At 47.1% G+C, this 22370-nt stretch carries 20 protein-coding genes and 1 pseudogene; 9 read left to right on the top strand and 12 right to left on the bottom strand.

What is annotated here, in order from left to right; translation table 11 throughout:
• Positions 1-380 precede the first annotated feature (380 nt).
• On the top strand, positions 381-767 hold the full coding sequence (locus D0A37_RS18145) for a response regulator (protein WP_242716416.1): 387 nt from the start codon (positions 381-383) through the stop codon (positions 765-767).
• Between the two features lie 673 nt (positions 768-1440).
• Here D0A37_RS18145 and D0A37_RS18140 read toward each other — a convergent pair.
• Positions 1441-1602, bottom strand: coding sequence for a hypothetical protein (locus D0A37_RS18140; protein ID WP_242716415.1), 162 nt, complete (start codon positions 1600-1602; stop codon positions 1441-1443).
• 231 nt (positions 1603-1833) lie between these two features.
• Here D0A37_RS18140 and D0A37_RS18135 point away from each other — a divergent pair, with 231 nt between their 5' ends.
• A complete protein-coding gene (locus D0A37_RS18135; RefSeq protein WP_242716413.1) occupies positions 1834-2142 on the top strand; it encodes a DUF1830 domain-containing protein in 309 nt (102 codons plus the stop codon).
• A gap of 5 nt (positions 2143-2147) precedes the next feature.
• Positions 2148-2567, top strand: coding sequence for a late competence development ComFB family protein (locus D0A37_RS18130; RefSeq protein WP_242716411.1), 420 nt, complete (start codon positions 2148-2150; stop codon positions 2565-2567).
• 82 nt (positions 2568-2649) lie between these two features.
• On the opposite strand, the gene D0A37_RS18125 is transcribed toward D0A37_RS18130, so the two are convergent.
• Both D0A37_RS18125 and D0A37_RS18120 read right to left on the bottom strand, forming a co-directional pair.
• Positions 2650-3003: a DUF6464 family protein gene (locus D0A37_RS18125; protein WP_242716409.1), complete on the bottom strand. Its 354-nt coding sequence runs from the start codon at positions 3001-3003 to the stop codon at positions 2650-2652.
• Between the two features lie 404 nt (positions 3004-3407).
• Positions 3408-4139, bottom strand: coding sequence for a sucrose-phosphate phosphatase (locus D0A37_RS18120; protein ID WP_242716407.1), 732 nt, complete (start codon positions 4137-4139; stop codon positions 3408-3410).
• Positions 4140-4317: 178 nt separating this feature from the next.
• On the opposite strand from D0A37_RS18120, the gene D0A37_RS18115 reads away from it, so the two are divergent.
• On the top strand, positions 4318-6531 hold the full coding sequence (locus D0A37_RS18115) for an iron uptake porin (protein ID WP_242716405.1): 2214 nt from the start codon (positions 4318-4320) through the stop codon (positions 6529-6531).
• Between the two features lie 678 nt (positions 6532-7209).
• Here the strand turns inward: D0A37_RS18115 and D0A37_RS18110 are convergent.
• Both D0A37_RS18110 and D0A37_RS18105 read right to left on the bottom strand, forming a co-directional pair.
• Positions 7210-10554, bottom strand: coding sequence for a PAS domain S-box protein (locus D0A37_RS18110; RefSeq protein ID WP_242716403.1), 3345 nt, complete (start codon positions 10552-10554; stop codon positions 7210-7212).
• A gap of 405 nt (positions 10555-10959) precedes the next feature.
• Positions 10960-11619: an HAD family hydrolase gene (locus D0A37_RS18105; protein WP_242716402.1), complete on the bottom strand. Its 660-nt coding sequence runs from the start codon at positions 11617-11619 to the stop codon at positions 10960-10962.
• A 111-nt stretch (positions 11620-11730) separates the two neighbouring features.
• Here D0A37_RS18105 and D0A37_RS18100 point away from each other — a divergent pair.
• Together D0A37_RS18100 and D0A37_RS18095 are read left to right on the top strand one after the other, a co-directional pair.
• Positions 11731-12495 (top strand): annotated as a pseudogene (locus D0A37_RS18100) (Uma2 family endonuclease).
• Positions 12496-12707: 212 nt separating this feature from the next.
• The gene (locus tag D0A37_RS18095; protein WP_242716400.1) at positions 12708-14516 is read left to right on the top strand and encodes an aspartate kinase; all 1809 of its coding nucleotides are present in this window, start codon (positions 12708-12710) and stop codon (positions 14514-14516) included.
• A 118-nt stretch (positions 14517-14634) separates the two neighbouring features.
• Here D0A37_RS18095 and D0A37_RS18090 read toward each other — a convergent pair whose 3' ends face one another.
• The 3 genes from D0A37_RS18090 to D0A37_RS18080 form a co-directional block, all read right to left on the bottom strand.
• Positions 14635-15075 (bottom strand): DUF29 family protein, encoded by a 441-nt coding sequence (locus D0A37_RS18090; protein ID WP_242716398.1) that lies wholly within the window; start codon positions 15073-15075, stop codon positions 14635-14637.
• 88 nt (positions 15076-15163) lie between these two features.
• Positions 15164-16216: a DNA (cytosine-5-)-methyltransferase gene (gene dcm, locus D0A37_RS18085; RefSeq protein WP_242716396.1), complete on the bottom strand. Its 1053-nt coding sequence runs from the start codon at positions 16214-16216 to the stop codon at positions 15164-15166.
• Positions 16217-16292: 76 nt separating this feature from the next.
• Complete coding sequence (locus D0A37_RS18080) at positions 16293-16526, bottom strand: hypothetical protein (RefSeq protein WP_242716394.1); 234 nt, start codon at positions 16524-16526, stop codon at positions 16293-16295.
• Between the two features lie 28 nt (positions 16527-16554).
• Here D0A37_RS18080 and D0A37_RS18075 point away from each other — a divergent pair, with 28 nt between their 5' ends.
• Positions 16555-16938, top strand: a complete 384-nt coding sequence (locus D0A37_RS18075) for a DUF4346 domain-containing protein (protein WP_242716392.1) — start codon at positions 16555-16557, stop codon at positions 16936-16938.
• A gap of 59 nt (positions 16939-16997) precedes the next feature.
• Here the strand turns inward: D0A37_RS18075 and psb32 are convergent, their stop codons facing one another.
• Positions 16998-17720, bottom strand: coding sequence for a photosystem II repair protein Psb32 (gene psb32, locus D0A37_RS18070; RefSeq protein WP_242716390.1), 723 nt, complete (start codon positions 17718-17720; stop codon positions 16998-17000).
• Positions 17721-17852: 132 nt separating this feature from the next.
• On the opposite strand from psb32, the gene D0A37_RS18065 reads away from it, so the two are divergent.
• Positions 17853-18083 (top strand): hypothetical protein, encoded by a 231-nt coding sequence (locus tag D0A37_RS18065; RefSeq protein WP_242716388.1) that lies wholly within the window; start codon positions 17853-17855, stop codon positions 18081-18083.
• 173 nt (positions 18084-18256) lie between these two features.
• Here the strand turns inward: D0A37_RS18065 and D0A37_RS18060 are convergent, their stop codons facing one another.
• Positions 18257-18802, bottom strand: a complete 546-nt coding sequence (locus D0A37_RS18060) for an NADPH-dependent FMN reductase (protein ID WP_242716386.1) — start codon at positions 18800-18802, stop codon at positions 18257-18259.
• Positions 18803-19246: 444 nt separating this feature from the next.
• Between D0A37_RS18060 and ftsH the strand changes: the two genes are divergently transcribed.
• Positions 19247-21181, top strand: coding sequence for an ATP-dependent zinc metalloprotease FtsH (gene ftsH, locus D0A37_RS18055; RefSeq protein WP_242716384.1), 1935 nt, complete (start codon positions 19247-19249; stop codon positions 21179-21181).
• 162 nt (positions 21182-21343) lie between these two features.
• On the opposite strand, the gene D0A37_RS18050 is transcribed toward ftsH, so the two are convergent.
• Both D0A37_RS18050 and D0A37_RS18045 read right to left on the bottom strand, forming a co-directional pair.
• Positions 21344-21898, bottom strand: a complete 555-nt coding sequence (locus tag D0A37_RS18050) for a M23 family metallopeptidase (protein ID WP_445242552.1) — start codon at positions 21896-21898, stop codon at positions 21344-21346.
• Between the two features lie 177 nt (positions 21899-22075).
• Positions 22076-22366, bottom strand: a complete 291-nt coding sequence (locus tag D0A37_RS18045; protein ID WP_242716382.1) for a hypothetical protein — start codon at positions 22364-22366, stop codon at positions 22076-22078.
• Between the last annotated feature and the right edge of the window lie 4 nt (positions 22367-22370).

The raw sequence follows: 22370 nt of genomic DNA, 5'->3' as shown, positions 1-22370 counted from the left end.
ATGCACGCGACTAGGATGATTTTGGGAGGCTAATATGTCGATTTTTGGCGTTGCACAATTGGAGGATGATGCTTGTGGGGAGTAGGGGTTAGGCGTCCCGCCTGCGGTGAAAATATACCGGACGGGCTCATGGGCCCATCCCACAAAACAATCAAAATCATCCCGCCATTATTGAACTCCCGATTTTTCTGGTCAGGGTTTCAGTAGGTGAGTGGCTAAATATAGCAACCTCGCTCGATTAGGACGTTCTTAAGTGCTGAAACTCTTAATTTTATTGCTTCTTCCTTCGGGTATATCTGTCAAGAAACCCGGTTGATGAGGCAGCGTGGGTAAGTTTTTTTTCGGTTTACCATGATTAATTTAAAATTAGAGTTTTGATTATGTCAGCAAAGCGCATTCTGGTCATCGATGATGAAAAAAACCTCTGCAGCGTGATTCAGGCCTGTCTGGAACATCTAGGCGGCTGGATTGTACTAAGCGCACCCGACGGCAGCCAAGGATTGCTTTTAGCTGAAACTCAACTGCCTGACGCTATTCTGCTAGATGTGATGATGCCGGATATGGACGGCCTTACTCTGTTTGGTTTGCTGCAAAACAATGCGGCTACTCGCGGGATTCCGGTGATTTTCCTGACGGCTAAGGTGCAGGCGATGGATTTGAGCCAATTTGCTGATTTGGGGGTAGCGGGGGTGATTGCAAAGCCTTTCGATCCTTTGAGTTTGGCACAGCAAGTGGCGGAAATTCTGGGTTGGGAACCGTTGCTTTAAACTCGGGTAAAATACATCGCAGATAGCATAAAACTCGCCGTTTCAAACCGCTGCTACTAGACAAACAAAGTCGACCCAGCCCGACGCAAGAATTAATGGGGCATTAAAGCCGGATGACGATCAAAAATCCGCTTTCTCGTTCCTTTGATTCTTGCAAAAATCACGAAATTATGTTATTAAACCTGGTTTCTGCGTCCAGGAAATTCCTAGTTTTTCCTGCTATTTTCATAATTTCCTCATTTTTTTGATTTAGCTTTGAGATCGATCGGTGATTGGTTAATTTAAACTCTGATTCCCTAGAAGTTCTAGAGATGATCTCGGGGAGTCGGGGTTTTTTGTTACCTGCAAAGGCGATCGGCTATCACCGTATTTACAGGCAGAATAACTCCTCCAGAAGTTACGCACACTTGCCTTAAGAAGCTTTTTTTTAAACCCGGAATCACAGATGCAGCCAAGTTTTTGGCTAAAAAACTCCGTTTCACCCTGCTAATCGAAGATTTACGCAGAGTTCCCTGAGAAACCGGGTTTTTTAACCCAGGATCACAGATGCAGCCAAGTTTTTGGGTAAAAAACCCGGTTTTTGCCTAAGTGTTGTAATCCCTGCTTCGGCAAAAGTATATTTATCAAAAAAAATTATGATCTTCATAATTTCCTCATATTTTTTAGATAAAGTTTACCTCAAGCTCTCGATCTGAAGTTCGATCGCACTCTCAGCACCATTCCGCTGCCCCAGAGCGAATTTGTTCTCAGGAGAGTTCGGGACAGTGACGGTACTTTCGATTAACTGCTGCCACAGCACAACCAATCTCAATAAGTCAGGATTTAGGCCCTGCATACCAAACAAACCGGGTTTTTTAACCAGGAAAAACGGGGTTTCTCCGGCCGACCTCTAAGTGTTGGCAGGATAACTCAGTGCTACAAAAATTAATAACTGAAGATGTGATGCGCTCTTGAATAACAACAAAAAAATATGTCGGTAGTTTTGTCAAGAGCGAAACTCGCAATTGCCACTAACAGGCAAAGTCAAGTCTCAGTACGTGTTTGAAAGAGTGTGGAGATTTTCTAAATGTCTGATCAGCTATCTTATAAAGGTAACAACCAGATTCTGTGCTATTACGCAAATGTTACCAACCTAGTTCAGGTGGTTCGGATTGGGAACATTCCTAATTGGTACTTTGAAAGAGTGATGTTTCCGGGACAGCGACTGATGTTTGAAGCTGCTGCCGAAGCAGTCTTAGAAATTCACACTGGTGCGGTGCCAAGTGCTATTTTATCGGGCAAGATTCCCTGCTACCGGCTGCGGGTTATAGAAGAGGTAACTTCCGAGTTCGAGCTGGTGATGACCGAAGAACGATTGGCGGTATTAGCTGGTTAAACTTCATGAGAAATCAGACGAGTTCGAGAATGGCCAGAAAAATATTAGTTAACGAGTGTTTGGGGACGGGGAAAATGCAGAAAAGTCTTGTCAATATTACCTTAGCTGTAGTCACAGAGGAAGTAGAAATTATCCTGGAGTCTTATCCGAAGCACCCCTACCAACAAGCTTTTTCCCCTTCGGGATTGCGACAAGATTTAATTGCTTATGTGCTCAGCCGAGTTCCTAATAGATATACTGCGATCGACTCCGGCGAGTCTGTGTCAAACCAAACAGTTCAGGTTCGCTGTTCTTCAGAGCAATTGCTGCACATAGAAAATTTGATTCATACTGGCATTCGCGACGTGCTGCACAGCTATCAGAAGATAGATTACCGCCTTCCTGAAGAAGTTAAATTTGATTCGAGAGTTGCTAGTTGGTTGTAATAGTTTCTTGTGAATGAGGGAGACGCCGAGATTCTCGGCCCTCTCGGTTGGGCGAGGTGGAATTGTTTACTGACTCGATGGTTCAAGACTTTTCGTAATCGCAGCAGCAGTTGCACGGGCCATTGGGATTGACAGCACAGCGCAGAATTTCCGATCGCGCATTAAAGCGACAGCTAGCATCTCCGATAACCCAGATGCCGCTTACAAAAGTTCTTTCCGTCGGGGGTGTGGCCGACTGCACGTACAGGGCAATTTTTTGCAGATGGTAGCGACCGGATTTGAGTTGATACCGGTGGTGGCGTTCCAAGACAGCGTAAGTTTGTCCCTCTAAATCTATATAGTTCCCCGGTTGTGGCGTCCAATCCAGCCGAATGCTACCTAAATATTGGCGGGGGTGAGAGAGAATCACCTCTACAGGTAAAGTATTTTGTTCCATGTGGCGGTGCGTTCGCGAACTGAACTAAAGGGGCAAATAGTTGCCTAAACCGACATCTTCTTGATCTAGAAAGAGCAGTTTTTCTAGAGAGAGTAATTTAGGTTGAGGCGCTAAACTTAACTATAGAACCTTTGGCGATCGGGGGATAGCCGACCTATCTTGGGATAGCCGAGTATCCAACAGGGATAGGAAATAAACTTCAACTCGCTTGAGCTAACTAAAGTTAAGTTCGATTAGCTTTGATAAAGCAGTACACGCTGATGGTATCGCAACTTGCAGGTTCGATCGATACGCGGTTGAGATTCCTGAATAGATTTTAACGGTTTGCATGACTTGGGGTGCATCGGGTGCGTTTGTACTGAGGACTGAAGTCCTCAGTACAAACCAAAGCGAATTTTTGGTAATCAAAATTCCCAAAAATATGCCATTCCTTCCATGATTCCCCAAGCGCAAGCAGAGCCAGCTAAATAATGATTTTCAGTACCAAATTCGCGATACCATTCTAAGAGCTCTGATAAAGCATTAGCGACGATTACTCCCCGGACATCCTGTTCAAACATATTGATATCATTGCCCGAATCACCGCAAACTAATGTTGCCTCCGATGGAATTTGTAGGCGCTTTTGTAAATAAGTAAGGGCATTGCCTTTATTGCTAGTTTGCGGTAAAATATCCACATCGCGATTGCTGCTAAAAATGATTTGAGCTGGCAGTCGCGATTCAGTTAACTTTTGCTGCAAAGTCTGGAGAGTCGAGCGGTTTTCTGCTGCTGGTTCCAGACAATAACTGATTTTCCAAGGATTTTGTTCTTTTAGGGATTGGGGTTTAAGCTGGGAAAACTGCTGAGCTAAAGAGGCGATCGCCATTTTATCCCAGTCTTGAGAAAGATACTCCGCCCAATCTAAATCGAGGGTTCCGTCTTGGTAAATTTCGCTGCCTACACCTGCGATCAAATAGTCGGGTTCTAGCAGTTGCTTTTGGGCAATTAATTCGCAAGTTGAAGCATGAGAACGCCCGGTAGCATAAACCAAACAAATTTGCGATCGCTTTGATTGCAAGCGCTGGTTTAAAAGTTGAGTGGCTTCGTCATCTCCGACTAGCGTGTTGTCTAAATCTGTAACTAATAAAAACTTCATTTTGGGAATTAGTCAGTAGTCAGTAGTCAGTAGTCATCAGTGATTAGTGATTGGAAATCGCTTGCTTCCTAAAATAATTTTAAATATTTATAAGAATTTGTTAAACCAAACACATTTATAAGCAAGCTTATCGTTTAAGATTGCCCCAATTTAATTTTCAACAAGTGGTGTGAGCGGTATGGTGAATAATTCAACCTCCCTTAAAGCTTTTTGGCTGTCTTTCTTGATTTCTGGTGCGGCGGTGCCTTTGGGGCCGATCGCAGCAACAGCTCAAATTCAGGATACCTCAACTCCAGAAGTTGCGCTAGAAGCGAGTGCCGTCCCGGAGGCTAACCCAGACGCAGCGCTGGCAGCAGTTAAGATTGAGATACCGCAGTTAGCGCCGATCACCGCAGAGACTAAATCAACAGTCGATCGCACTTTACCCGAAACAGATGCAGCATGGGTGAATCGTGCTTTACCCGAAACAGATATAGCAACAGTCGATCGCGCTTTACCCGAAACAGATGCAGCATGGGTGAATCGCGCTTTACCCGCAACAGATATAGCAACAGTCGATCGAGCTTTACCTGACACAGATGCAGCAAAAGTCGATCGTGCTTTACCCACAAAAGATAAAGCAACAGAGGATCTCGCAACAACAGCCCCAGAAATAATGGGGGCAATTCCCGAATTGCCCCCCCAGGAGTTAGAAATTGCAAACTCTCCTCAGTCTCAAAACGTTGCTGATGCCAGCAAAGTTGCCGATATCAACAGCGAGACGGGCACCGCTGATGACCTCAGCATACAAGAAGACGCAGCACAAGTCACATCTGTTTCCCAACTCTCCGACGTGCGCCCCACAGATTGGGCATTTCAAGCACTGCAATCCCTAGTAGAAAGATACGGCTGCATTGCGGGATATCCAGACGGCACATTCCGAGGCAATCGAGCAATGACTCGCTACGAATTCGCCGCCGGATTAAACGCTTGCTTAGACCAAATTACCCAACAACTGGGCGGTTCTACTGGTAATTTAGTCAAGCGAGAAGATTTACTCGCTTTGCAAAGATTGCAAGAAGAATTTGCCGCAGAATTAGCTACTTTGCGTGGTCGAGTAGATGCTTTAGAAGCCCGCACTGCCGAATTAGAAGCCAACCAATTTTCAACTACTACTAAACTAAACGGATTTGCTTGGTTTAACCTGACTGGAGCTTTTGCGGGCGAGCGAGTCCGAGTTGAAGCAACAAATGGAAATGCTGCGCCGCTCGATCGAGTAGCCGGACGCGATCCTGTCACCAACAGACCAATTGTGCAGAGAGTGGACGACCCAGAAATCACTTTCAGTCAGTTAGTTTGGTTGACCCTCACTACTTCTTTTACAGGGAAAGACGAATTGATTACACAGCTAGCTGTAGGTAATGGCAATTCCCCAGCCAACCAGTTTACTTCTGTGGGTTTTTTCAATACATTCGGCACTCCTTTCCTCGATCAAACTGCGGGAGGAAATCCCAATGAAGTTATCCTGCGGGAACTTTCCTATCGGTTCCCACTTACCAACAGCTTGCAAGTAGTAGTCGGGCCGCGGATTAATTTTTACCGCTACTTTGACAACAATAGGTTTAATTTTTTCGTAGACGGTGCGAGCAGCTTTAATTCTAACAACAGCCCTTTGTTAAGCGCTACCAGACGCGGTGCCGGTGCTTTGGTTTTGTGGGATATCGGCCGCGCATTGAAACTGCGTTTTGGCTATTTGGGCGAGAGTACGGAATTTTTGCCCACTTCCGTGTTTAATTCCGCTTCCAATCCCTCTCAAGGCTTGTTTGGTGGAACAAATACGACTACAGCAGAATTAACATTCAGTCCGAGCGATCGGACTAATTTGCGCTTTTTGTACAGCCGTTCCAACATCCAGCAAATCGGCGGCTTAATTGGATCTCCTAACAGCAAGCCGTTAAACGGTGTGGCAGATGACGGTTTTGGTGGCCGCCTGGGGAATGCGACTGCGAATACTTATAGTTTCAATTTCGATTGGTTAGTCACTCGCCGCTTGGGTCTTTTCGGCCGCTACGGCTACGCCGAAACCAATATATTTCCCAAGACTAACCGACCCGACGGCACGATCAAAAATCAATCTTATCAGTTAGGACTTGCACTTCCCGATTTGTTCAAAGAAGGAGCTGTGTTTACGCTGTCATTTTTAGTACCTTTTGACTTTACTGGCGGTCGGAGATTTCTGGTTTCTGGCGGAGGGAATGGCGGCACTCAGTACGAAATTGAGGCAACTTATTATTTGCCTCTCACCGACCATATTTCGATCGTGCCAGCATTTTATGCGATCAGCAATGCCAACAATTTTGATAACAATCCGACAATTTTTGTGGGCAATTTGCGGACGCAGTTTAGTTTTTAGGTAAATTAGGACTTACTTGAACCTAATTATAGTATTTTTCAGTTGAATGAGGTACACATTGGTAATGGGTAATGGGGTGCTGACTGGAGAGTACCTGACTCTGTTGAAAACTTGTATATGTAGGGTGCGGTGTTCGCACCTTACCGCGTTATGTAAGGTGCGAACACCGCACCTTACCGCGTTAGAGTAGGGTGTCAAACCACTGATACCAAATCCGCGTTAAAAACCCCTTGATAAGACTCGGCGATTGAAATCGCTACTACACAAACTTTCGTTCCTAGCTGAGAGGGACTAAGAAATCATATCAATTCCGGTTGCACCGGAATTATTGTTGACTGTTGACTGTTGACTGTTGACTGTTGACGGGCGGGTCGAAAAACTGAATGGTTGAGTGTTAACTGTTGACTCGATTTTATTATTCCGATGCAACCGGAAACGATATCAAGGGGGTTTTTAAGCCTAATGCGGACATAACTATATTAATGGACATGATATCAAATCCGCCCTTCATCGTCGGGCGTAAAATCGAGTCAACAGTCAACACTCAACCATCATTCAGTTTTTCGACTGACAGTTAACGGCCAACAGCCAACAGCCAACAGTCAACAGTCAACAGTCAACAATCATGAGGAGTGCACCCGGAATTGATATCATATCCTGATGAGCGGCGTCCTGATGTCAACGAATTGGAATTTCGATGATAAATTCAGTGCCTTTACCGGGTTCCGAGTGACACTGCAATTTGCCGTTGTGTTTTTCAACGACAATTTGGTGCGAAATTGATAAACCCAAACCTGTGCCTTTACCTACGGGTTTTGTGGTAAAAAACGGGTCAAACAAACGCACGATTTGATCTTCGGTAATGCCCAAGCCGTTGTCTTTAATCCGAATACAAATGCTCTTGTTATCAATCGTTTCAGTTTGAATCGTAATAGTAGGAAAGGGAGAATTAGCGGTAGTTTTTGCTTGGCTGCTGCTTTCTTCCAAGGCGTCGATCGCATTGGCCAATACATTCATAAATACCTGATTTAACAGTCCGGGATGACAGTTTATTTGCGGCAGTTCTCCGTATTCTTTAATCACCTTAATGCCCTGCCATTTGGCCTTGGCCTTCAGCCGGGTGTTCAACATTAACAAGGTACTTTCTAAACCTTCGTGAATGTCGGCAGTCTTGATTTTCGCTTCGTCCGCCCGCGAGAAATTTCGGAGAGTTTGAATAATTTCTACAATTCGCTCGCATCCGGTCTGCATTGAAGTGAGCAATTTTGGCAGGTCTTCTGCTAGAAATTCTAAGTCTATATCCTCGGCTTGTTGCTGAATTTTTGCTGGCGGATTTGGGTACTCTTCTCGATACACCTGTACGATTTCTAACAAGTCGAGAACGTAGCCTCGGACGTGGCAGAGGTTGCCGGCGACAAAGCCCACTGGGTTGTTTATTTCGTGGGCAATTCCTGCTAGCACCTGTCCGAGGGAAGACATTTTTTCGGTTTGTACTAACTGCATTTGAGTTTGCTGCAATTCGTGCAAAGCTGTTTGCAGTTCTTGGGATTTTTGCCGATCGCGATCGGCGGCGGCGGCCCGTTCTTCCTCAACTCCGATCGCCCCGGCAATAATTCCGATCAGCTTGCAGTCGGCTTCTGTGGGCGCGATCGACTCGGTGTTGACAACGCACACCGCACCCACGTAATTGTCGCCCAGCCGCACTGCTTGTCCCAGATAGCTTCGCAGTTGGTAGCGGATCACAGTGGGATCGGTTTGGGCGTAGATCGTGTTCTGCAAGTCAGGAATGGCAACAGCCCGATCGCTTCCTTTGCTGCATACGTCGGTGCAGATGCGGCCCTCGGCGCGATCGACCAGCGGGTAGTCCGGCGGCGCTTGCCAAGTCGCGATCGCTTGCAGCAGTCCGCCACCGAAGCGGCTGTAGATGGCGCAGCTTCCGCCCAAAAGCTCGCCGGCTAAGGATGTCAGCCGCTGGATGTTCTCAGCGGCGTCGGTGGTGAATCCCAAAAAGCACTCGTTGATTTTGCTGAGGCGGTACTCTGCTTGCCTGCGCGCCGTCATGTCGCGGGAGTTGATCACAATTCCTTTCACAGCGGGGTCTGCTAGCAAGTTGATGCCGACACCTTCAAGAAAACACCAAGAACCGTCAGCGCGCCGGAAGCGACCTTCTAGGGCGATCGGATCGCCTGGATTTGCGATCAGTTTTTCGCCGTAGGACATCACCGAGGGAAGGTCGTCAGGATGGATTAAATCGAGAGCAATTTGACTGGCGACTTCATCGGGTTCGTAGCCTAAAACTCTTTCTACAGAAGGGCTTTCGTAAACAATGTGACCACGGGCGTCGAGAATAGTAATGATGTCGGAACTGTTGAGAATTAGCGATCGCCACTTAGCCTCATTTTGAAACAAAGCTGACTCGGCTTGTTTGCGATCGGTAATATCCTCTACCATTTGCAAAAGAAACTGTGGCGTTCCCTGACTGCTGTCGATGACAGAGGCGCTGAGGCGTCCCCACCTGATGCTGCCGTCTTGGCGGAGGTAGCGCTTCTCGATTTGGTAAGCTTCGCGGGAACCCGCGACCAACTGTTGGCGCAACTCCCGCGAAACTGGTGCGTCTTCCGGGTGCGCGCAGTCGTCGAGGCCGACACCCCGCAGTTGAGCTTCCGAGAACCCCAGCATAGCTTGAAATGCCGGGTTAGTGGCGATCGCAACACCTTCGAGGGTAGCGACTACCATGCCGATCGCAGCGCGTTCAAAAATTGCCCGAAACCGCTGTTCGCTGTCTCGCAAAGCTGCATCCGCTTCCACTTCCTGGGTGATGTCGCGCCCCGCGACGGCCAAACCTTTGCGCGAACCGTCGGGGTTGAACAGCGGCACTTTCCGCACTTCAAACAAATTGCTGCCGCCTGTGGGCAATGAGACAATTTGGCGGCTGGAGGTAAGAGTGCCTGCTTCCCAGGTGGTTTCGTCGGTTTCCTGCCAAGTTACCAGGATTTCTCTGACTCTGGGATCGGCGGCGGCAGCGAGTTCGGCAGTAGTTTTGCCCTGGTAGTCTGCGGTTTCCCAGCCCAAAAGTTGGAGGGCGCAGTCGTTGGCAATCAGCCAGCGCCCTTCGCTGTCTGTGAGGTTGATCGCGTCGGGGACGGCGTTAATCGCTGTTTTCAGCCAGTATTCTTGATTTCGCAGGGCTGCTTCGGCGCGCTTGCGATCGGCGATTTCGGCGACGGTTCCTTCGTAGTAAAGGAGTTCGCCGCTTTCGTCGCGGACTTCGCGAACGTTTTCCGAGATCCAGGTAGTGCTGCCGTCTTTGCGGCAGACGCAGGACTCAAACTCTTTCAGGGAGCCGTTTTGGCTGATTTCGGCAATGAAGGAAGCGCGGCGGGTGCGATCGGCGTAAAGGTTTTTTGCCGAACATTTTGCGATCAGTTCTGAGGGGGAATCGTAGCCGTACATTCGGGCGAGTGCCTGGTTGGCGCTGAGGTAGCGCCCGTCTGGGGCGGTTTGAAATATGCCTTCGGTGGCGTTTTCAAAGATGCTGCGGTATTTTGCCTCGGCTTGTTTGAGGGCTTCTTCTGCTTGGAAGCGATCGGTGATATCAGATTGGACGCCAATGAAGTGAGTAACGATCCCGCTGCTGTCGCGCACCGGCGAGATGCTGAGTTCGTTCCAGAAGTGGGTGCCGTCTTTGCGGTAGTTTTTCAGAACTACTTTGCAGTCATGCTGTTCTTTCAGGGCCACACGGATTTGATCGACGGCAGCGCGATCGGTATCCGGGCCTTGCAGGAAGCGGCAGTTCTTCCCAATTATTTCGGTGCGATTGTAGCCTGTAATCCGCTCGAAAGCCCCGTTGCAGTAGACTATGGGCTTGTCCGGCTGGGTAGCGTCCGCGATCGCGATGCCGTTGCTGGTAGCTGCCAGGGCGCGATCGTACAGCCGAAATACTTCTTCTATTAAATTAGGTGCATTGCCGCCGGTACGAGTCGGCGATAGCGTTTCAGAAGGAATGCTTATATCTATCTGCATGAGTTTCTATAAATTGAGTTTCTTCTAGATCCCGACTGGCAGCACACCCTAGACTTTAACAGAATTGCCTGTTTTCCCCAGGCCGAAGTTAGAAGGCTATTATGCAGAAGTTGGGCGGTAAATCCTACCTAAAAATAATCTGGCTTCCCTCGTTTTTTTCCTCTTTGCTTCTGCCTTGCGCCTTCTACCTTCAAAGGAATCCTACTTGTTAATTTATAATAGCTGTTCCCGGGATCACTCTATCTTTGGTATGGTTTGCTTGGCAGGGTTTGGGGGGATTACAAGTTCGGGCATTTATTTTTTTAATTAAATAAAAACTACCTCATCCGGCTCAAGTAAAAAAAATAATTAAATACTTTTTAGTTGAATGATTCAAACTCTTCTCTCAAACAAACCGAGGAAAAATTAATTTTGAACGAACACAGCAAGTTCTGAAATATCGTCGATCGCGAAAGTCGGTTCTAGGGCGAGACACGGAGGGCGATCCCCATATCCGTAAGCCGCCCAACAAACATCTATCCCAGCATTTTTAGCAAACAGCAAATCAACCGCTGTATCGCCAACCATTAAAACTTGACTGTTATCCAACTCGGGGAACAGCGGTTTAATAATCGAGTGGAAAACAGCCGGATTGGGTTTCGGAATAATTTGTCCGTTATCACCTACAATTAAATCAAAAAAACTGTGAACCTTCAATTTTTTTAGTAATAAATCAACAAAACTAACCTGTTTGTTGCTAAAAACTCCCAGGCTCAATCCCGACTGACGCGCCAACTGCAAGACTTGCTTTGTCCCCGGAAATAAATCGACCTGCTTTTCAGCTTCCGTCCGATAATAAGAGCGGTAAGTTTCAACCCATTCAGGAATTGCGCTTTCCTCGATCGCCGGATGGAGGATTTTAAAAGAATTTGGTAAATTGATGCCGATCGTACTTATAATAGTATCAGCAGTAGGAGGGGTAATATTGAAAGTTTCAAAAGTTTTGGTAAAGCAAAATACAATAGCTTTGTGAGTAATTGCTAAAGTGCCGTCGAAGTCAAAAATAATTAATTTGTACTTACTCATATTCCTTAAAATTTTATAGATGGCAACCGGAGGTTTACCCTAAAATAATAGCCTTATTAATCTCTAAGTTACCAATTATAAGTATAAATTTTCAACCTTCAAGAGGTCAACATGAGTGTCACCGAAAAACCCGAAATTCTAGCCACGGATTTTCCAGACCACACTCAATTACCAGACTCCGACGGTACTTTTGGGAAAAACTTCCAAGAACATCCTCAAAGCATCCTGTTAACAACATAAATTCGACCCATTTTAGACCAAATTCATCCCGACGGACAATACTGCATCGGTCAAGATTCCGGTATTTACTGGCGAGTGGCCCGGCCCCCGGAACCGCCAGAAAGAGGAGCCGAAGCACCTGATTGGTTTTACGTGCCCGACGTGCCGCCAACTCTTGACGGAAATCTTCGTCGCTTCTATGTAATGTGGCAGGAATTAATGCCGCCTCTGATTGTATTTGAATTTGTTTCTGGTGATGGCAGTGAAGAAAGAGATAGGACTCCTCGCCAGGGCAAATTCTGGATTTACGAACGGATAATTCGACCTGCTTTTTACGGCATTTATGAAGTCAAAAAGGCACAAGTTGAAGTGTATCATTTGGTAGAAGATCGGTTCGAGTTAGTCCCACAAAATGAGCGCGGACATTACGCGATCGCACAAATAGGAGTGGAATTAGGCATTTGGCAAGGGGTTTATCAGGGTGTAGAACTGCCTTGGCTACGCTGGTGGGATGCCTCTGGGAATTTGCTGCCGGCCGCCGAAGAGCGGGCAGAACAAGCCGAATTAGTGGCAGAACAAGAACGACAAAGGCGCATAGAAGCTGAGTTGCGAATTCAAGCTTTGGAAGCGCGTTTGCGAGAGTTAGAAGGAGGCTAAAATCAGAATCAAGAGGGCGGGTTTATTAAATTATTGGTTGAGAGACTTAAATGGCTGGTAAAACCCGCCCCTACCACATATTTTTTGTCGTTTACGCAGATATTTTTTCTCTTTGCTCCGGTTTGCAGTATGGAAATTTAAAAAATTATCGTTTCTCATCCAGAAGCTGCTTGTATTATTTGATAAGTATTTTGTAGCTTTGTGTAGAATCTATGGCACTAATTGTTCAGAAATATGGCGGAACCTCGGTTGGTACAGTCGATCGCATTCTGGAGGTAGCCAGACGAGTTGTAAAAACAGCACAGCTCGGCAACTCTCTCGTTGTCGTACTTTCAGCGATGGGCAAAACCACCGACGGTTTAGTTAAACTCGCCAAGGAAATTTCCGCAAATCCCAACAAGCGGGAAATGGATATGTTGCTTTCCACTGGGGAACAAGTCTCGATCGCACTTTTGAGCATGGCATTGCAGGAAATGGGACAGCCCGCAATTTCCCTCACCGGCGCCCAAGTTGGCATTGTCACCGAAGCCGCCCACACCCGCGCCCGGATTTTGCGAATTGACCCAAATCGGCTGGAGAGTCAGTTAAAAAGCGGTAAAGTCGTTGTGGTTGCGGGGTTCCAAGGTATCGCCGATGCCGGAGAATTGGAAATTACCACCTTGGGCCGTGGCGGTTCCGACACAACCGCAGTAGCCTTGGCTGCAGCCCTGCGGGCAGACAGGTGCGAAATTTATACCGACGTGCCCGGAATTCTGACTACAGATCCGCGCTTGGTTGCCGACGCCCAATTAATGGACGAAATCACTTGCGACGAAATGCTGGAATTGGCGAGTTTGGGCGCAAAAGTCCTGCACCCGCGCGCGGTAGAAATTGCCAAGAATTACGGCGTGCCGCTGGTAGTGCTTTCTAGCTGGAGTGACGCCCCCGGTACGCGGGTAGTGTCCCCACCCCCCAAACTTCGGCCTTTGGAGGGTTTAGAGCTCGCAACAGCGGTGGATGCGGTGGAATTTGACTTAGATCAGGCAGGGGTGTCGCTACTGCGTTTGCCCGATCGCCCGGGAGTAGCAGCGCGGTTGTTTGGTGCGATCGCGCAGCAAAACCTCGATGTAGACTTAATTATTCAGTCAATTCATGAAGGAAATACTAACGATATTGCCTTCACAGTGACGCGAAAATCTCTGCAACAAGCCACCGCCGTTGCAGATGCAATTATCCCCGCCCTCGGCAAGAATTCTCGCCCAGAATTGGGAGAACCGGAAGTGAAAGCAGAAGAGCGGCCAATAGCTAAAGTTAGCATTGCGGGTGCGGGAATGATCGGTCGTCCGAGGGTAGCCGCGCAGATGTTTAAGACTTTAGCGGATGCGGGGATTAACATTCAAATGATTTCTACATCCGAGGTGAAAGTTAGTTGTGCGATCGATGCCGAAGATTGCGATCGGGCCGTTGCCGAACTCTGCAAAGCATTTGATGTCGCCAACTCCCCTATTGGGCTGCGTTCATCATCCCAAAAACCGCCCGCAGTCCGCGCCGTTGCCTTGGATATCAATCAAGCGCGTCTAGCAATTCGCCAATTGCCCGATCGACCCGGAGTAGCAGCAAAACTGTTCGGACTTTTAGCCGAGGAAAATATCAGCGTAGATACAATCATTCAGTCGCAGCGCTGTCACAATATTGACGGCATATTAACTCGCGACATTGCATTTACCGTAGCACAAATTGACGCCGAAGCTGCTAAAAACGCCCTCGAAAAAGCCGCCCCCGAATTTGGATGGGGCGAAGTAGCAGTCGATACACAGATAGCCAAAGTTAGCGTTGTCGGTTCCGGGATGGTAGCGCATCCAGGAGTAGCGGCAAAGATGTTTGAAGCGCTTTCCCGCCAGCAAATCAACATTCAAATGATTGCCACTTCCGAGATTAAAATTAGCTGCGTTGTGGATGAGGAACAAGGCGTAACTGCTTTGAAGGCAATTCACGCAGCCTTTGAACTTGCCGGCACTGAAAGAATCCAAGTTCCAGCCTAATCAAGTAGGGAAACGGCACTGCCGTGTCCTTACAAAAATCGAGGAGACGGCAATGCCGTTTCCCTACAATTAGTTAAGGTAGGGAAACGGCATTGCCGTCTCCTGACTTTGGGTAACTTTAGTCCTTATCTTCAGCTTCTTGTGAAATTAAAGTCATTGCTTGATTAATAAGTGCCTCTTGATTCACTAACTGCGACAATTCTCTTGGTTCATAACGCCCTTCTTCCACTTCTAGGGAAGCTTTGTTAATAGCTTGTCGATACGCCATTTCTAAAACAATGAGTAACTCTTCTAGAGGTAAGTAAAATCCCGCGCCTCTCGGTCGCTTATTTTCCTCCTGAATTTCTAGAACCGAGTTCCGAATCGAGATATCCCAAGAGCGAGTTGTGCGATTTTCAGCTTGCTGTTTAATTAGATGCAATAGTAAAATCACTGCATAGCTGCGAATAGTTTTAATGATGTCTTTTTTGCTCATTTCTTCTAGTTCTTCAACTATAGCTAATGACCCAGGTATATCCCCTTTTAGCAGTAAACTTTTTAAGGTGAGTAATTCTTCCATGACAACTCTATCTATCTTGGGTGACTTATATTATAGCTCAAAGTTAGCGCTTGGTTAATGCTAAAATTGTTTAATAAGAAAATTAATCTTAAGTAATAGTGTTAACTAGAGTCCCCACTGCTTGCAGAAGTCGGGAATCGGGACATCTTTGTAGTTCCTTCTTTTCATCATACAACAAATTTTGACTTAATATTTCTTGCGCGATCGCCTCCACCACCGGTACACAAACCGAATTGCCAATTTGCTTGTAACTTTCCCCCGCACTCGGATAACTTTTAAAATCTTCAGGAAAACCCATAAGACGGTAACATTCCTTCAGCGTCAACTTTCTCACCATATCTTGCTCAGGAATGTAGATAAAAAACCTGCCAGATGTTTCTTGCGAAGGAATTGTGGGATGCACTCCATCTACCGAATAAATGCGATTAGGCTGTCTGTGAACTCTCGATAAATGTTCTGTATTCGGCCTCACGCCAGTTTTCCAAGTACCTTTATTTCTGTAACCTACAAATACCAGTCCCGAATCTTGCTTTCTCGGAGACTCAATTAAAGTATACTCGGATTTATCCAATATTTCAAAATCCCCTGTTTTGTCTAGAAATTCCCTGAGTTTTGGAGTCAACTGGTTTTTAAGCCGAGAAAAATTGAATGGTTTACCTTTAGTTGCAATAATGAATATTCTTTCACGATGTTGAGGAATTCCAAAGTCTTTAGCATTCAGCATTTTGTAGTTCACGCTGTATCCCAAATCTTCAAGACTGGCAATAATTACTTTTAAGGTATTTCCCTTGTCGTGATGGATTAAGTGCTTGACATTTTCGAGAAGGATAACTTTAGGCTGCTTGATTTTGATAATTTTACAAATCTCGAAAAATAGCGTGCCTCTAGTATCTTCAAAACCCAACTTTTTGCCGCAAATGCTAAAAGGTTGGCACGGAAACCCGGCGACTAAAATATCAAAGTCTGCTAAATCTGTGGGATTGATGTTACTGATGTCTGCAAAAGGAACCTCACCGAAATTTTTTGTGTAAACGAGTCGGCATTTTCTGTTAATTTCGCAGGAAAATACGCATTCAAAGCCTATGCTTTCAAACCCTTGTCTGAAACCTCCTATTCCTGAAAACAAATCTATAAATTTCATTTTTGCTTAGCTTTAAAACAAACAAATTCTATATACAATAATAACCGATTTTGCATCATAGATAAGTGAGCAACGACTAAAAAAACATAATACCCCGAGCCCCGACTTCTTGAAAAAGTCGGGGCTCTAACAGCGATCGCGTCTTAAGTTCACTCATCAATTTCTCGGTCCAGCCCGATCGACTGTAGCATAGGAGCGATCGGCAAATTGCAGGAATTGTCGATCGCCCGAAACTTCCTCCGCATTCAACCCACCAACCTGCCAAACTTGTCCCGCAGCCGACTAAACTAGAAATAGCAGAAAAAATCACAGCTATTGTCTACTTTCTTTCACCAACCATGAGTCAAACTTTGGAAAACCTCACCGCAATTGATGACAAGCTATCCAAACGCCACATCGACCTCGATCCCGGCGGCTACTTCATCATCTATCTCGATCGCGAAACCAGCTTAATTTGTGCCAAACATTTCACCAACATCATCAACGATCGAGGCCTCGCCGTCGATCCCGAAACTGGTAAACCCATCCCCGCCCGTGGCAAAGTAGAACGCACTGAGGTCACACTTTTTACCGGCAGAACCGCCAAAGAACTTTGTGTCAAAATTCTAGAAGAAACCCGCCCCAGTCCGGTGACAATGTTAGATCACGCGGCTTATCTGGGACGGGAATTTGTACGGGCAGAAATTGCATTGTTGAGCGATCGAGAATACGTTCAAGATTAGTGCAGCCCTGCCAGATTTTCTTGAGAAAACGGCAACTTATCAGATTTAGCAGCACCCGATCACGAAAAACCTTGATACCAGAAATAAGTCACCATCGGAATCACTGTCGCCAATACCAACAGCACAACCACAACAACTGTGGCATTGCCTTGGTCTGTTTCTTCCGCTTTTTTAAACGTGCCTTCAACTTGAATGTTGTCAACAACTTTAGGAGCACCCGGATCGGGTTCGCCCGACAAAACAGTTGCAATGCGCGTACCTGCAGCCGCAAATGCCTCGTTGTATTTATTGCCTTCCCGCAGCGGCACTTGCACGGTTTCCCCAGCCACACTCTGGGCAATTTCATCGGTTAGCAGGGATTTCACCCCTTCCCCCGTCCGAATTGCCGCGCTGTTGGTAACAGTGTCGAGAACGAGTAAAATTTGATTAGTCTGGTCTTCTTTTGTGGGAAACCACTGTTCAAACAGTTGGTCGGTGAAAGTGGCAGTCGTTTCACCGTAGTCTAAGCGGTGGATGGTGACAAACCTGACTTGTTTCCCTGTTTGGTTTTCCAGGTTGTCGAGAACGCTGCTGATATTGCTTTCGCTGCTGCGGCTGAGCACGTCGCCTTTGTCGAACACCCAAGTTCGATCGCCCGCCGACAACACCGGTATTTCGTAAACGCCAGTCGCCAATGCCGGCAATACCGCCATCTGGGATGCGATTAGGACGATCGCGATCGTCGCCGCCAAAGGTTGGAGATATTTTCTCCAGCTAAATAATTGCTTCAGGAGTCTGGTCATGAGGTTAACCGTAAAACTGACTTTTTTCCAAAAATACTATAGAAACCCTCGTAAAATTCATTTTATGCAGGGCAATATTTACAATTAGCTCGCCAGTGGAACTCCCCGCCCGATTATTTTAGGATTCTAACTATGGAACCAGCAGACACTTATAAAGGTTGGATTATTCAATCCCAGAAAGTCTTCTACGTCGAGGTTTGGGATAGCCGCGGCAACCGCCACGTCGCCGTCCAAAATGCCAAGACTGAGGAGGAAGCTTTGGAATTGGCCAAAAAGTGGATTGAGAAATATGAGTCAAAACCCGGCAGAATGGCGCTCGACGTACCCCATCCTTTCGGAGACATGATCGATATGCCTTTTTAACTCAGTTGACTGTTGACTGTTAACTGTTAACTGTTAACTGTTAACTGTTAACATTACAGCTTTTAGGGTGCTCTGCTAGAGACAAAACGTCTTCAAATCGAGAAATTATTGGAACAGACGCACCCACACACTATGCCAGTTGCGTCCCGGACTACATTTGTCATGAGATACAATTATGAAATTCCTCGCAATTTCCGCGTATTTTCTACCAAACTCCGAGCAAATTCGTCGAACCTTTCAGACAGTTTTTCATCCAACAATTTACCCTCAGGACTAAAAGCTTTCCAAGCTTGTCCGATCGCAATTTGTTCCGGAATTACCCAAGCGTGAACCCATCTCAAAATCACGCGCAAATCGTTAAGCGCGTTGCTGTTAACTTGCCCTCCCAAAACGCTAATCGCACCCGCAACCTTCCCGTCCAAATGCTCAAAGCTCATCAAATCCAAGGCATTCTTGAGAGCACCGCTGACGCTACCGTGATACTCCGGCGTTGCCAAAATCAAGCCGTCGGCTTGCTTAACCGCATTCTGCAGCTTTTCCACATCCGGGTACTTGTGATAATCATTCTCTCCGTCACAAAAGGGCAGATTAAGCGATCGCAAATCGAATATTTCAACTTCCGCGCCCAGGGTCTGCGCCCGCTCTGCTGCCACATTCAATGCTAACTGGCTGTAGGAGCCAGCCCGTAAACTTCCGCCAATTCCGACAATCTTTACCATAAAACTCAAAAACAATAACTGCTTGCTAAAGCGTACTCATTACGACTATGATTAAGGTAGCAAGTTCGATCGGCAACTGTCAATCGATTTTAGATTTTAGATTTACCGACGGGGCCGAGAAACCAGGTTTTTTGAGCAAAATCCTTGGTTATAGCCCGCCGATTAGGTAAAAAACCCGGTTTCTTGAGGAGCAGTGGGTAAGTTCAGTGGAGGGGGCCGAGAAACCGGGTTTATTGAGCAAAATCCTTGGTTATAGCCAACAGATTAGGTAAAAAACCCGGTTTCTTGAGGAGCAGTGGATTCAAAACCCCCCCCTCTTGAGGGGAGTATTGAAATACCAGCGAGAGATCAACCCATTGAACACCCGCCCTCTTGTTAAAATAAATGAACGTAGCAAACCACAAGCGATCAATCTTGGCAGTCTTCAACCTTGGGCAAAGCAATATGAAAAATTCTTGGAAACACGCATGGCTGGGGCATCTAGCTGTAAAGAAAGACAAATCGAGCCAGAATCCTAAAAAATCAATTCCAGGACGGAATCTTTGGCGCATCCTGGGCAGTTTGGTGATTTCTCAAGGAATATTGCTCTCGACCCCGGTGTTTGCCGAGAGCACGCCAAACACCATGAGTTACAGTCAACTGATCGACAACATAGAAAAAGGGCAAGTCAGTAGAGTCGAAGTAGACGAAACTCAAAGAACTGCCAAGGTTAGGCTAAAAAATCAAAAAAGCGATCAGACCCAATCAGTTAGTCTGTTCGACTACAACAACCGAGAACTGTACTCGCAAATCCGTGCCAAAAAGATTGACTTTGAAGTCAAACAAACAGCCGACAACGCCGCCGCAGTCAGTTTAGTAGTAAACTTGCTAGTGATTTTTGCAGTGTTGGCAGTGTTGATGGCAATCCTGCGCCGATCGACCCAATCTCAAGGAAATGCCATGAACTTCGGCAAATCCAGAGCCCGTTTCCAAATGGAAGCCAAAACCGGCGTGATGTTCGACGACGTAGCAGGCATCGAAGAAGCTAAAGAAGAACTGCAAGAAGTCGTAACCTTCCTCAAAAAACCCGAACGCTTCAACGCCATCGGCGCCAAAATTCCCAGAGGAGTTCTGTTAATCGGGCCTCCCGGAACCGGTAAAACAATGCTCGCAAAAGCCATCGCAGGCGAAGCAGCCGTCCCCTTCTTCAGCATCTCGGGTTCGGAATTTGTCGAAATGTTTGTCGGAGTCGGCGCCTCCCGCGTCCGCGACTTGTTCAAGAAAGCTAAAGAAAATTCGCCCTGCATCGTCTTCATCGACGAAATAGACGCCGTAGGAAGGCAGCGCGGCGCTGGTATCGGCGGCGGCAACGACGAACGCGAACAAACTCTCAACCAGTTGCTGACAGAAATGGACGGCTTTGAGGGTAACAGTGGCGTGATTGTGATTGCAGCTACTAACCGACCCGACGTACTCGATACCGCCCTGCTGCGGCCCGGCAGGTTCGATCGCCAAGTAACGGTAGATTTACCCAGTTACAAAGGGCGTTTGGGGATTTTGCAAGTTCACGCGCGCAACAAAAAACTCGACCCAGAAGTTGCCCTAGACACGATCGCCCGTCGCACTCCCGGCTTTTCCGGCGCCGACTTGGCAAACTTGCTCAACGAAGCAGCTATTCTCACAGCGAGGCGTCGCAAAGACACGATTACTAACCTAGAAGTTCACGACGCGATCGACCGGATCACGATCGGGCTTACCCTCAACCCGCTGCTCGACAGCAAGAAAAAGTGGATGACAGCATACCATGAAGTCGGACACGCCCTAGTCGCGACAATGCTCAAAAATGCCGACCCGGTTGAAAAAGTAACGATTATTCCGCGTTCCGGCGGGGTCGAAGGCTTTACTAGCTTTGTGCTGGACGACGAAATGCTCGACAGCGAAGGTTTGAGGAGTCGGGCTTTGCTGTTAAACCGAATTAAAGTAGCTTTGGGGGGACGGGCGGCGGAGGCCGAAATTTATGGCGATGCTGAAATCGACACCGGTGCCGGTAGTGATCTCAGAAAAGTTAGCAGTCTCGCGAGGGAGATGGTAACGCTTTATGGAATGTCGGATTTGGGGCCTGTGGCTTTTGAAAGTCCGAACAATGAGGTGTTTTTAGGCCAAAACTGGAATTCGCGATCCGAGTATTCCGAAGACATGGCAATCAAGATCGATCGGCAAGTCCGGGAAATTGCCGTTGACTGCTACGAAGAAGCTCGTCGGATTATCCGCGAAAATCGGGCTTTGGTAGACAAACTTGTCGAAGCACTGTTGGATGAAGAAACGATCGACGGCGACGAATTCCGCCAAATTGTCCAGCGGTACACCGAGTTGACCAAAAAAGAGCTGGCACCAACGTAAAGAGTCATTAGTCATTAGTCATTGGTCATTAGTCATTAGTTATTCAAGTTTGTAGTGATGACTTTATTCCTCATTCTCGAAAAAATCAGGACTTTAGTCATTACTACAAACACAAAAAAATGACTAATGACTACTAACTAATGACTACTAACTAATGACTAATTAAGATTGTTGCGCGTACATTTCCCGGAGTACCAAAGCCGGGTCTACCCAGCGGCCACCGTACTTCAATCCCCAGTGCAAGTGAGGCCCACTCGTGCGGCCGGTCATCCCAACTCTGGCAATTCTCGCACCCGCAGGCACTGTTTGACCCTGCCAAATTTGCACGGTACCTTCGCGATCGGTATAATAACGCCCGCCGTTAGCCGTTAGCACTCGGCCTCTGAGGTGACAGTAGATGTGTTCCCAATTTCCCGATCGCACCACCATACCAGTGCCGCACCGGCCATCTTCCCAAACTTCCACAATTTGCCCGCCCCACCAATTGCGGATATAGCTGCCTTCCGGGGCGGCCAAGTCCAAACCGTAATGAAAATCGCCGCCACGGGGGCCGAAGGCGGAAGTGTATGTTTCAAAGTTTTCGACTGGAAAAGAAGCTTCTTGCCACAAATTACCCGTCGCTACTCTGCTTGGTAAGCCTGACTGAGCTTGGACCACCTGCTGCTGCAAATAAGGGCTGATCAACACAATGCCGATCGAAAGTGCCAGCAGCAGCATCTGTCTGAGACGAAAAAAGCGTTTTGCCGTCAGCGGGCCTCTAGAGTCTTGCAGGATTTTTTTCACGGCTCAAAGTTAAATGTGTGTGGGAGTGTGCGTTGTCTGTTAGGCTCACATCTTGCACCAATGTCAATAAACCTTTCAGGGGCGGGCTTTCCGGCCCGTTCCACAAAAAAATTATTCTTTGTAGAACGGGCCGGAGAGCCCGTTTCTGAGGTGCAAGATGTAAGTTATGCCAATTCGCTGCAAGATTGGCTTTGAGCTCTCCCCGCGATCGCGAATCAGTTTAATAACAACGTGTATCTTACTCCATCCAAAACCCGTGTCAAGGCTTCCGGGTAAATGCCCAGGGATGATAAAAAAAAATTGGCCGAGGAATTCGTGTTGCGGTTGAACTCGATCGAGCTTTTGCTTGACACTATAGTGAAGTTCGGGGATTTTGGATGTTATCCAAAATCTCAAATTCATCACA

This window comes from Microcoleus vaginatus HSN003 (genome assembly GCF_022701255.1).
Lineage (GTDB): Bacteria > Cyanobacteriota > Cyanobacteriia > Cyanobacteriales > Microcoleaceae > Microcoleus > Microcoleus vaginatus_B.
This window is presented reverse-complemented; position numbering and strand designations above follow the sequence as displayed.

Excerpts from the sequence above, each read along its gene's own strand:
- D0A37_RS18145 (WP_242716416.1), top strand. The coding sequence starts at position 381 with ATGTCAGCAAAGCGCATTCTGGTCATCGATGATGAAAAAAACCTCTGC.
- D0A37_RS18140 (WP_242716415.1), bottom strand. The coding sequence starts at position 1,602 with ATGCAGGGCCTAAATCCTGACTTATTGAGATTGGTTGTGCTGTGGCAG.
- D0A37_RS18135 (WP_242716413.1), top strand. The coding sequence starts at position 1,834 with ATGTCTGATCAGCTATCTTATAAAGGTAACAACCAGATTCTGTGCTAT.
- D0A37_RS18130 (WP_242716411.1), top strand. The coding sequence starts at position 2,148 with ATGAGAAATCAGACGAGTTCGAGAATGGCCAGAAAAATATTAGTTAAC.
- D0A37_RS18125 (WP_242716409.1), bottom strand. The coding sequence starts at position 3,003 with ATGGAACAAAATACTTTACCTGTAGAGGTGATTCTCTCTCACCCCCGC.
- D0A37_RS18120 (WP_242716407.1), bottom strand. The coding sequence starts at position 4,139 with ATGAAGTTTTTATTAGTTACAGATTTAGACAACACGCTAGTCGGAGAT.
- D0A37_RS18115 (WP_242716405.1), top strand. The coding sequence starts at position 4,318 with ATGGTGAATAATTCAACCTCCCTTAAAGCTTTTTGGCTGTCTTTCTTG.
- D0A37_RS18110 (WP_242716403.1), bottom strand. The coding sequence starts at position 10,554 with ATGCAGATAGATATAAGCATTCCTTCTGAAACGCTATCGCCGACTCGT.
- D0A37_RS18105 (WP_242716402.1), bottom strand. The coding sequence starts at position 11,619 with ATGAGTAAGTACAAATTAATTATTTTTGACTTCGACGGCACTTTAGCA.
- D0A37_RS18095 (WP_242716400.1), top strand. The coding sequence starts at position 12,708 with ATGGCACTAATTGTTCAGAAATATGGCGGAACCTCGGTTGGTACAGTC.
- D0A37_RS18090 (WP_242716398.1), bottom strand. The coding sequence starts at position 15,075 with ATGGAAGAATTACTCACCTTAAAAAGTTTACTGCTAAAAGGGGATATA.
- dcm (WP_242716396.1), bottom strand. The coding sequence starts at position 16,216 with ATGAAATTTATAGATTTGTTTTCAGGAATAGGAGGTTTCAGACAAGGG.
- D0A37_RS18075 (WP_242716392.1), top strand. The coding sequence starts at position 16,555 with ATGAGTCAAACTTTGGAAAACCTCACCGCAATTGATGACAAGCTATCC.
- psb32 (WP_242716390.1), bottom strand. The coding sequence starts at position 17,720 with ATGACCAGACTCCTGAAGCAATTATTTAGCTGGAGAAAATATCTCCAA.
- D0A37_RS18065 (WP_242716388.1), top strand. The coding sequence starts at position 17,853 with ATGGAACCAGCAGACACTTATAAAGGTTGGATTATTCAATCCCAGAAA.
- D0A37_RS18060 (WP_242716386.1), bottom strand. The coding sequence starts at position 18,802 with ATGGTAAAGATTGTCGGAATTGGCGGAAGTTTACGGGCTGGCTCCTAC.
- ftsH (WP_242716384.1), top strand. The coding sequence starts at position 19,247 with ATGAAAAATTCTTGGAAACACGCATGGCTGGGGCATCTAGCTGTAAAG.
- D0A37_RS18050 (WP_445242552.1), bottom strand. The coding sequence starts at position 21,898 with ATGCTGCTGCTGGCACTTTCGATCGGCATTGTGTTGATCAGCCCTTAT.
- D0A37_RS18045 (WP_242716382.1), bottom strand. The coding sequence starts at position 22,366 with ATGAATTTGAGATTTTGGATAACATCCAAAATCCCCGAACTTCACTAT.